We start from the raw sequence: 415 nt of genomic DNA on the forward strand, positions 1-415 counted from the left end.
GCCGACGCCTATTCCACCCTGCTGATCGAACGCCACGCGGACGGCTATGCGGTCGTCACCCTGAACCGGCCCGAGGCGCTGAACGCGCTGAACACCACCCTGACCGGCGAGCTCGGCGACTTCCTGGAGAGCGTGGCCGACGATGACAGCGTGCGCTGCATCGTCCTGACGGGCTCGGTGAAGGCCTTCGCCGCCGGCGCCGACATCAAGGAGATGGCGGACCAGGCCTATGCCGACATGTACCGCGGCAACTTCTTCGCCCGCGCCCATGACCGGGTGGCTGGCTTCCGCAAGCCGATCATCGCGGCGGTGTCGGGCTATGCCCTGGGCGGCGGCTGCGAACTGGCCATGCTGTGCGACTTCATCATCGCCTCGGAGACGGCCAAGTTCGGCCAGCCCGAGATCAACCTGGGCG

General features: G+C 68.0%; 1 protein-coding gene. It reads left to right on the plus strand.

Annotated elements, in window-relative coordinates; all coding sequences use genetic code 11:
* The coding region (locus tag HX774_RS19665) for an enoyl-CoA hydratase-related protein (RefSeq protein WP_218650555.1) at window positions 1–415 on the plus strand (415 nt) is incomplete at both ends.

Source organism: Brevundimonas sp. P7753 (assembly GCF_013386595.1).
In the GTDB taxonomy this organism is placed as follows: Bacteria; Pseudomonadota; Alphaproteobacteria; order Caulobacterales; family Caulobacteraceae; genus Brevundimonas; species Brevundimonas bullata.